Origin of the sequence: Eoetvoesiella caeni, assembly GCF_003315175.1 — a bacterium.
GTDB lineage: Bacteria > Pseudomonadota > Gammaproteobacteria > Burkholderiales > Burkholderiaceae_B > Eoetvoesia > Eoetvoesia caeni.
The window spans coordinates 1-9,383 of record NZ_QNRQ01000029.1; the positions used below are offsets into that span (position 1 = coordinate 1).

The window sequence follows — 9,383 nt, forward strand, 5'->3', positions numbered from 1 at the left end:
TGAATCAGTTTGCCATTATGTTCGGCGATCGATTTACCCAAGCAAGGGGATAAAAGTTGTTCAACCGCCTTGCCCACAAAAATACGGATACTCCCCGAAAGAACTCGATACAGCCGTCCAAAGGATATATCTTGGCGGACTTAAGACGCTGGCCGACAATCCGCCTTATTGAAAATAGTCTGTTGTATGGCCTTTTGCCATTTATCTTTGACAGACTTATCGAACTCCCATCGGTAAGTGCGAATTTCTAAATCTTTATGTCCCGCTCAAACTATGAGCATGACAGAAACTACCGCCAACCAACTCCTGCAGTTTGCGTTATGTCTCGCTCATCGTAAGCGTCTGATACACCGAGCGAAGAGCTTGTACGCTTGGTTGGTTCATGTCTATTTGGACTCTCAGAGAACACTGCATTAATAGGTAAGTTCTGCTCGGCAAAGGTGAGTATTTACGGGATTAAAGGTGAGACTTTACGGGATAAAAATCAATAAATTCAAATACTTGCGTGTTTCATTTTAACCACGGCTTTTGTTTTTATATGTCGTTTTTATATGTTTTCGCTTGCGCGCGCTACCCGCTGCTTGATAGTCTATAAGCATGCGTTGAGAAAATATTCTTGGCGTCCCCTAATCGGAATTCGAGGCACTTCATGAATCGCAATTGGCACAATTCGATTAACGTCATGACGACCACCGCTACCACGGTGAGAGCGCTCATGCGCGCGAGGATCTGACGCTTTTATCTATTCGGTACATCGTCAAGAAGCCTCGCTCCAAGCGGGGCTTCTTGCATTAATGGCTTGGCCCAATATAAACAGTGACGGAGTATTCCATGAAATGCCTTTCTATTTTGCTGAGTTGGCGAACACCGCCGCCATAGCGCTTTTCCAGACCGCCCGATAGCGGCTGCTTGTCTCATACCTTTTTCATTTTTACATCGGAGAACATCATGACCGAGGATCGCGCTCGTCTGAACTCTTTGCCTGCCGCTTATCCACGCCTGTTCCCTAAGGGGCCGTTGCACTGGGGTTTCGAGTTGGGGGACGGCTGGAGCCAAGTCGTGACGCTCTTGTGCGAGCGTCTGGCCACGATTTTGCAAGAGGCTCCTGGCGCGTCAATTGAGGTTCTCCAAGTCAAAGAGAAATTTGGCGGCCTGCGTTTTTATTACTCCCACCATGGCGTGAGCGATGAGATGGCTACCGCACTACGAAACGCTGTCGAGTTGGCGGCGACCGCAAGCCTGCAGATCTGCGAGCGGTGTGGCCGCCGTGGGGAAATGCAGGACAAGGCTGGCTGGTTACGGGTTGTGTGTTCCGTTTGCCGTATTGATCCATAACGGAAAATGAATAAAAGGTGCATCATGAATCACAATGACTATACGAACGCATTAGCGCAAGCTGTAGATGCCGACGCTGGTGAGGACATTTTGGACGGAGCACGTCGCGCAGCCGAACTGCCTGCGGTGCCGTTGAGAAACTTCTTTGGCGATGAGCTGCTTACGTTGCTGTATCGGAGCACTGAGCCTTGTGCGCGTCCGTTGGCCGAGATGAAACGCTGCCTTGTCCTTGTCTGCGATCCGAAAGAGGCCCGCCATGTTCGCGCGGCGGCCGCGGTGGCATTGGGGCGCTTCGTGCAGGCCCGGCGCCCCGAGGGGGATGAGTACGTTCTGGGCAGCAGCAACCCTCAAGACTGGTTCCAGTTGGCACGCCAGCTCAATAGCGTGGTCGGCGCCTTGGCGTTGGCTAATACCTTATTGGCACAGCGCGGGCAGAAGGTAGAGTTCAACCTGGAGGTGGATCCCTTGCCTCGGCTGGCGGAGTCTGGTGAGCGTACGTTTCGTATGCCACCCGTCGTTAGTCACGATATCGCGCAGGCTTGGTACTTGGGGGCACGGGTGGCGTTACGCCACGTACAGCGCAATTTCTGCGGCTGGGATCGGGAGGCATTTGGCTGTGCCTTAGCTTGCGTGGTGAATTACCTGACGCTATTGCCTGGCAAACACATGTCTGCGTATGTGTCGCCACTCGTCCAACGTCGTGAGGCGTTGGCCTGGATCAAACCGCTGTGGAACCGTCTGATTGAGGCGGCGGCTCAGCAGGTGGGAGATGCTGAAGCGTACCGCTCGGCCTTGATCGAGCAGCAGCTTGCCGTGTTCTTGCGCCTGGACGACCTGGAAAAAAATCCAGAGCCTCCCAGAGTGAAACCAGAGCCGGCCCCGGTGAAAACGGCTGCCCAGCCAGATCCGAACCAAGTGGTGATCGTGCCTGGTGTGATTCCCACCTCAAGCGATCGTGCAGAGTCTGAGTACCTAAAGCAATTTGAGAGCTTGCGCCAGCCAATGGTGTGCTCCACGTTCCCTTCCTTGGCCAAGTTGTATGGCCTACGGGCGACGTTGAGTGGTGAGTTTCCCTGGGCAGAGGAGGCTATTTCGGTTGTGATGAGCGATTTGATTGCGCGCCGGCGCCACGGTGTGATGCGGCTAGGTATGGCGCCAGTGTTGCTGGTGGGTTTGCCCGGTACTGGCAAGACGCGGTTCGCGCAGCGTTTGAGCGACTTATTAGGTACGCCGAATACCGTCATTAATCTGGCGGGCATGACCGATGTCAAATTGCTTAAAGGGGTGACCCGCGGGTGGGCGAGCAATCGTCCCTCACGGATGGTGGAGTTTATGCAGCAAACGAAGGTGGCCAACCCGCTTTTTATCCTCGATGAGATTGATAAGGCGCGTGCTATGTATAGCAACGGTGGCGATCCTCAGGAGGCCTTGCTGGATTTGCTCGAACCGGGCAATGCGCGCCGGTACCAAGACATTTACCTGATGACGGAGTGCGACCTGTCGCATTGCCTTTATGTGGCCACCAGCAACTCACTTAGTGCATTACCTAAACCGCTGTTATCTCGGCTGCGACCGGTGTTTTTTCCAACCCCTGGGCTCGAGCATACCGAGGTTATTGTGAAAGGCGTCCTGCGCGACATGGAACGGTCTTGGGATCTACCGCCGGGCGGGCTGACGCTGACGCCTCGTCAAGTAGTCTTAGTTCGAGGCCTGGCGCCGCGTGAAATGCGTCGCGCCGTGCTGGAGTTGTTGGGGCGGGATGCGGACGAGGTGCTGTACACCGTGCACTAATCATGCTGGCCTGTTGGTAGGCGGTGCTTCTGCGCCAAGACAGGCCGGTGTATAAATTGGAAAGAGAAGGATCATGACCACGTTTCATCAACACCTGCCGGCCAATACGGTCGGGCGCGACTTTATCGTTGGCGACCTGCACGGCTGCCTGGATCTGTTGCACGCAGAATTAGCACGCCTTCAGTTTGAACCCGCTAAAGATCGGTTGTTTTCCGTGGGAGATTTGGCCGATCGTGGCCCGGACTCGATGGGGTGCCTGCGGCTTTTACGTGAGCCGTGGTTCCATGCCGTGCGGGGTAATCACGAGGACATGCTAATTGCCTACGTCTACCCGGTCGTCCAGCCCTATGCTTTCGACGACCCGGCCAAGATATTTTTTCAAAATGGCGGACGCTGGGTGCTTGGTTTGGACACGGAAACTGAAGCGGAGTTGATGCATGACTTACTACCGCGCGTCGTGGCATTGCCCTACGTCATTACAGTAGGTGAAGGGGCTTCGCAGTTTCATGTTGCCCACGCAGAGCTGATGACCGGACGTGTTGAAGAGGGAGATATATGGTCTACGTTGGCAGGTTCACCCGTGGATCAATCGCCAAAACGGGTTCTAACGGATGACCTACTCACCGATGAAGTCTTGTCGGGCATGGTCGAGCCGCTCACGTGGGGTCGGCGGTTGGTGGGCCAGGTGAAAGTAAAGGAGTGCACAGTAATTGACACGCCTGCCGGCAAGCTACTTGTGAGTCAGCAACCTATGCACCCTGGGCTCTCCCTAACGTATGTGGGCCATACACCGTTGGCGTATATGGTGCTGCATGAATCGCATTTTTTTATTGACCGAGGAGCTTATGACAGAGGGCCGGATACGTGTTTGCTCGTACTGTGTCTTGGCGAGGAGCAGGAGTGGTTAGTATGATGCGTTTGAAGGTCAGACACTTGCCTCTGTCGGCCAAGAGCCATCTTTCGAAGGGGAGTACTAGCTCGCACGTTAAACTTTAAGCGAATATTAGTGCTAAATCTTGACGATCCTCAAGGATTCTGACTGATATAAGACTTTTCGTCTGTACACAACAAATGCACTATGAATCGATTTTCCAGATGAAGAGGTAATAGCTATTATGGGACAAGCAAAACAAAAAAAACGTGCATCTTTTCCCCTTCAATTGATATCTCAATGGGAGGCTGAGTCCTGCATTAATTTTGCAGTGGCGCTTGCGCGTATGACGAACTGGCTACTACATGTGGATTGGTGGACGCCATCGACTGATCCAAGGGCCGAACTCCCAATTGAGCGACTCAGGCCCTTACGCGTTTACGTTGCAGACAATCATGATCAAGTGTTTGATGTAAGAGGGGTGAAGTCGTTTTTTGACTTCTCGGAACGCACGATCCGTCCACTGGCTATTGCGCATGGCTCTGGAGCAGTAAGGACGTAAGCGTCCGGCGAACCCATCTTGATGCCGAGACACAGATCTAAGAGCATAAGTGTCCATTTACATAGGTGGACACGTGTACTCTTCAGACATTCTTAAAACGACTTCGCCTCAGCGGCGTCGGCGGTATGATCCGCAGTTCAAGGCCGAACTTGTTGCGCACTGCCAGCAGCGAGGTATCTCTGTAGCGTCGGTGGCTCGGGATCACGGTATTAATGCAAATCTTCTGCGTCGCTGGGTCCAGGATCATGAGCGCTACGGCGATCGCGATATTGAGGTGGTGCCGATGCCGGTCAAACGCGATATAGCCGCGCAGTTTATTGCGCTACCTACACTGGCTGCCAAGCCGCGCGCATTGAAGCAGGACGACGTTGCGCCTCACATTGAGATCCAGCTCGAACGCGCTGACTTGAAGGCCTCTGTTCAGTGGCCGCTAGCTCACATTGAGCACTGCGCAGCTTGGCTACGTGAAGTCATGCGATGATGCGCATCGACCAAATATGGCTAGCGGTTGAACCGATGGACATGCGCGCGGGCACCGAGACGGCCCTGGCGCGGGTGGTCAAGGTCTTCGGTGCGGCGCAGCCGCACCATGCCTACCTCTTCGCGAACCGTCGGGCCAACCGCATAAAGGTGCTGGTGCACGACGGCATCGGTATATGGCTGGCCGCCAGGCGGCTTCACAAGGGAGGCTTTACTTGGCCACGGCTCGGTTCGCCCAACGTACCACTGACCGATGAACAACTGCAGGCGCTGGTCATCGGCCTACCATGGCAGCGCATCGGTCCGGGCGGGGTCATCGACGTCTTGTAATGCAATTGGGGCATCCGCCAATAGCTTACGCCTAGCGGGTCATGGCACACTGGTGGCTATGATTGCCTCTGCCCAAAGCCTCGACGAACTGGACGCGCATGCCTTGCGCGAGAAGGTTCGTGGCCTCATGGCCGCGCTGGGCGAGAACGAGCAGAAGCTGGCTAGAACGACCGAGCAGTTGTTGCGCCACGAGCAGGAGTTGGAACAAACACGCCAGATCTTGGTGCGCCGTGAACAGATGCTCGCTGGCCACCGCGACAACATCCGCTTCAAAGACGCCAAGATCGCACAACTGACCCACGAGATTGCCAATCTGCGCCGCTACCAATTCGGTAAAAAGGGCGAGCAGCTCTCGGGTGTGCAAGGCAGCCTGCTGGAAGACACGGTCTGCGCAGATATCGCCGCCATTGAGGCCGAACTTGACCTGCTACGCGGCAAACCAGCCGCCCGCCTCGTTCAGCAGCCTAAACGAGCGGCACTGCCAGAGCACTTGCCACGTGTTGAACACCGCCACGAACCGAACAGTACAACCTGCCAATGTGGTTGCCAGTTGCAGCGCATCGGCGAAGACGTATCTGAGAAGCTGGACTACACCCCTGGCCTGTTCACGGTCGAGCGCCACATCCGTGGCAAGTGGGTTTGCAAGAAGTGCGAGACGTTGACCCAGGCACCCGTTCCAGCCCACGTTATCGACAAAGGCATGGCCTCTACCGGCCTGCTGGCGCAAGTGCTGGTAGCCAAGTACGCGGATCACTTGCCGCTGTACCGTCAGGAAAGAATCTTCGAGCGCGCCGGCATGAAGCTCTCGCGCTCCACGATGGCCGAATGGGTGGGCGTGTGCGGCGTGCAGCTGCAGCCACTGGCCGATGCGCTTCGCCAAGCGATCCTTGCGCACCGTGTGGTCCATGCCGATGAAACGCCCGTTCAGATGCTCAAGCCCGGAACTAAGAAAACCCATCGTGCTTACCTGTGGGCCTATGCGCCTGGCGCGTTCGAAGAGCTGCGTGCAGTCGTCTACGACTTCACCGAAGGTCGGGCGGGCGAACATGCTCGCCACTTCCTGGGCGATTGGCAAGGCAGTCTGCTGTGTGATGACTACGGGGGCTACAAAGCGTGTTTTACACAGGGCATCACCGAGATTGGCTGCATGGCGCATGCTCGGCGCAAGTTCTTCGACTTGCATGTGTCGGCCAAAAGCCAGCTCGCAGAACAAGCCCTCCAATATATCGGCCAGCTCTATGAGGTCGAACGTCAGGTGAAAGACCTGACCACGGAAGAGCGAAGGCGAAGACGGCAGGAGCAGGCCAAGCCTGTGGCCGATGCCTTACATGCCTGGATGCGGGCTCAGCGAGAGCGGGTGCCGGACGGTTCGGCCACGGCCAAGGCCTTGGACTACAGCCTGAAACGCTGGGTGGCGCTGACGCGTTACCTGGATGATGGGCAGTTGCCGATCGACAATAACTGGATCGAGAACCAGATCCGGCCCATTGCCATTGGCCGCAGTAACTGGCTGTTCGCCGGCTCCTTGCGCGCCGGGAAGCGGGCTGCCGCCGCCATGACCTTGATCCAGTCAGCCAAGCTCAACGGCCTGGACCCGTATGCCTACTTGAAAGACGTACTCACGCGTCTTCCCACGCAGCCGGCTAGTCGAATTGATGAGTTGCTGCCGCATAACTGGCAACCGACCACCGCGCACTAAACAACAACGCCCGCTTATGCGGGCGTGTCAATATGGGATGGCCGGACGCTTACGTAAGGACACGTTTTTACTCGGAAGAAAAATTAAAGAAATTACCGCTACTGCACCTTCCGGAAGCTGAAAAAATATCTGCTGCGCAAACTGCCATCCGAACGAATCCAATTTACCTTGGATCTATTACTCCTCGTACACCGCCATTAATCCCGGCCCATCATGCGGCGGAATTCACCTTTGGAAGATGTGCTGCGTATGCTGAAGCTCTCAGTGAAGTTTCAGGATTTGAGCCAGTAGCATTATTGGCAACGCGTTTTCACGCAGCTTACGGTGGCGCAAAGAGTGCATTAGGAGACTACGTGCATAGCTTTGTCATGCATCCAGACGGAAGGGCTGAAGACGCCTGGGGCATCACAACTATCCATGAGATCGCAGTGAGATTTGGTGTGGCTGAATTTAAGGTCAGCGCATCTGATCATAAAATTGTCGTCAATAATCTAACTCAAAATTCACCGGAGCAATACGTTGAAGCTTTCGATTTGGCAAAGTCATTACTGTTCACGCACCGAGCGCAAACGAATATAAATCCATAAGCTGAAGCCGAATCGTCCAGCCTTTCTTAGAAAGTACGGAGCATTCTTAAACTGCCTCAGGCCAAGGATCAATCTAATACTCAGTTGGAGCTAATTAACTGACTGCTCAGCTCAGTCGACTTCCGTCTGTCATGAGCGTTAAATATCGGCCATGAGCTGTCACTCACCCAGTGCTCGCCGGCCCTTAATCCTGCTCTAGTTGCTCCGCCGTCTAGGCCGGATTACAGTCAACAGTTCGTTAACAAACTGCTGCTGGACTCGCTGGCGAACAATGTCGGAACGCCCTGGATTGGCACTCAACAAGTGTTCGACGGTGAAAAGGAATTCATTCGAATTTCCAGATAGTCGCTCCATAGCGTCAGACACAGCAACAATCGAGCAGGCTATCTGGCGGCGGCCTTCAAGCGTCGTTGCGCTCCAAGCTAGCTTTGGCGAGTAACGAAGCATCGTATGGCAACCAACGACGCGCTCCAGCTCCTTACGAAGTCGCGAACTGTTTTGCGCTGATAACAGTGACTGACTTGGTGCATACCATTGCCACTCGTCAATAGTGTCGCCTGTCAACGGGTTGACGAGTGGCTTAAAGCCTTCAGCGGGACGTTCCTTTAATACTCGACTGGCGGTCTCTTGATCGGTGAAGATGCGCATACCCTTGCCCATAGCCTCGTACGATGCTGCACGAGTTACGGCATCGCCGACAATGAAAGCTCCCAGAGAGTGATTCAACTTATCTGGTTCGTGAATGTCGCCGAAAGTGAGTCCGCCGCGACATAGAAGGCCCATTAATGCGGCCTCGTGCATTAGGTGACGTCCTGCATCGGCTATCATGCCTACATCAGTCGACCAGAGAAATGCGCAGTCTGACAACTGAGCGACTCTAACGCCGGTAAAGGTCTTATTGGTCTGCATTAACGCTTTACGAAACTTAATTAATATTTTTGCGGCAAGTAGTTGGTGGGGAAATTCTCCCTCTGAGTCAACCTGCCACGGCGCGAATTCCTCTTTACCAAGAGGCAGCTTGCCCCTAGTGAGGGCGCTGAATCCCAGCATATCGACGAATAGAACAGCTCCCTGAAAGCTACGCATTTTCATTTCCTTGGTATCAGCGGACTAGCGTATCAGTCATGCACACGCGGTCATATTCTAACGGCCGCATAGGGTCGTTTTCTGCCTAATAGATCAGACAATCCGTGTCAGATCAAGTCACGACCACTACAAGTAAGACTGTGCAGGGCATATCCCACCAAGCAAACGCTCGGCACGCCCTTAATTCCATCCATGAGTTAAACCGGCGCTCATCCTAGCCGTTTCTCAATAGCTTGCGACTGGGAGCAGCAAGCTGCTTGTGGGCCTCCTTCCCAACGCGCCAGTCGCCTATAGTAACGTCGAGAAAATAGTATGTTGACTTTCTAATTCCGGCACGTCATTGAATCCATGGTCATCTACATAGGATGTTCCGTTAACACACCTAAATACGTGAGTTTCCTGACCTGTTTTAAGCGCGACTCCAGAGATAATTTCCGTTAATCGCTCCATCGACCATTCGGTTGTACCGTTCATCCTTGGAGGGCAGGCCATCTGTACACCTATTGTTTTAATACTACTGCCATACTGCTCAATCAGAGCTTCTATGCCCCGTTGGCCACTTCAAACTCCCCCACTTCTGGCCGGTCAAATTCCCCCAGGCAGGACAGTCAGATTATCAATCATCGGTGCTGCTGCGCGCAA

The 9,383-nt window shown here is 54.3% G+C and carries 8 protein-coding genes; 7 read left to right on the forward strand and 1 reads right to left on the reverse strand.

Annotated elements, in window-relative coordinates; genetic code table 11:
- Positions 1–948: 948 nt before the first annotated feature.
- The 7 genes from DFR37_RS22415 to DFR37_RS22920 all read left to right on the forward strand — a co-directional run bounded on the left by DFR37_RS22415 (position 949) and on the right by DFR37_RS22920 (position 7,655).
- Positions 949–1,335, forward strand: coding sequence for a hypothetical protein (locus DFR37_RS22415; RefSeq protein ID WP_113935376.1), 387 nt, complete (start codon positions 949–951; stop codon positions 1,333–1,335).
- A gap of 24 nt (positions 1,336–1,359) precedes the next feature.
- Complete coding sequence (locus tag DFR37_RS22420; RefSeq protein ID WP_170139996.1) at positions 1,360–3,126, forward strand: AAA family ATPase; 1,767 nt, start codon at positions 1,360–1,362, stop codon at positions 3,124–3,126.
- 73 nt (positions 3,127–3,199) lie between these two features.
- Complete coding sequence (locus DFR37_RS22425; RefSeq protein ID WP_113935378.1) at positions 3,200–4,039, forward strand: metallophosphoesterase; 840 nt, start codon at positions 3,200–3,202, stop codon at positions 4,037–4,039.
- 569 nt (positions 4,040–4,608) lie between these two features.
- Positions 4,609–5,040 (forward strand): transposase, encoded by a 432-nt coding sequence (locus tag DFR37_RS22430; RefSeq protein ID WP_113935379.1) that lies wholly within the window; start codon positions 4,609–4,611, stop codon positions 5,038–5,040.
- Positions 5,037–5,369 (forward strand): IS66 family insertion sequence element accessory protein TnpB, encoded by a 333-nt coding sequence (tnpB, locus tag DFR37_RS22435; protein ID WP_147251671.1) that lies wholly within the window; start codon positions 5,037–5,039, stop codon positions 5,367–5,369. The genes DFR37_RS22430 and tnpB overlap by 4 nt, the downstream gene beginning before the upstream one ends.
- 238 nt (positions 5,370–5,607) lie before the next feature.
- Positions 5,608–7,068 carry an IS66 family transposase gene (gene tnpC, locus DFR37_RS22440; protein ID WP_242341954.1) on the forward strand — a complete coding sequence of 487 codons (1,461 nt, stop codon included), beginning with the start codon at positions 5,608–5,610 and terminating at the stop codon, positions 7,066–7,068.
- A 32-nt stretch (positions 7,069–7,100) separates the two neighbouring features.
- Complete coding sequence (locus DFR37_RS22920) at positions 7,101–7,655, forward strand: hypothetical protein (RefSeq protein WP_147251672.1); 555 nt, start codon at positions 7,101–7,103, stop codon at positions 7,653–7,655.
- Between the two features lie 195 nt (positions 7,656–7,850).
- Here DFR37_RS22920 and DFR37_RS22445 read toward each other — a convergent pair whose 3' ends face one another.
- Entirely contained in the window at positions 7,851–8,741 is an 891-nt protein-coding gene (locus tag DFR37_RS22445; protein WP_113935380.1) for a hypothetical protein, read from the reverse strand.
- Positions 8,742–9,383: the final 642 nt, after the last annotated feature.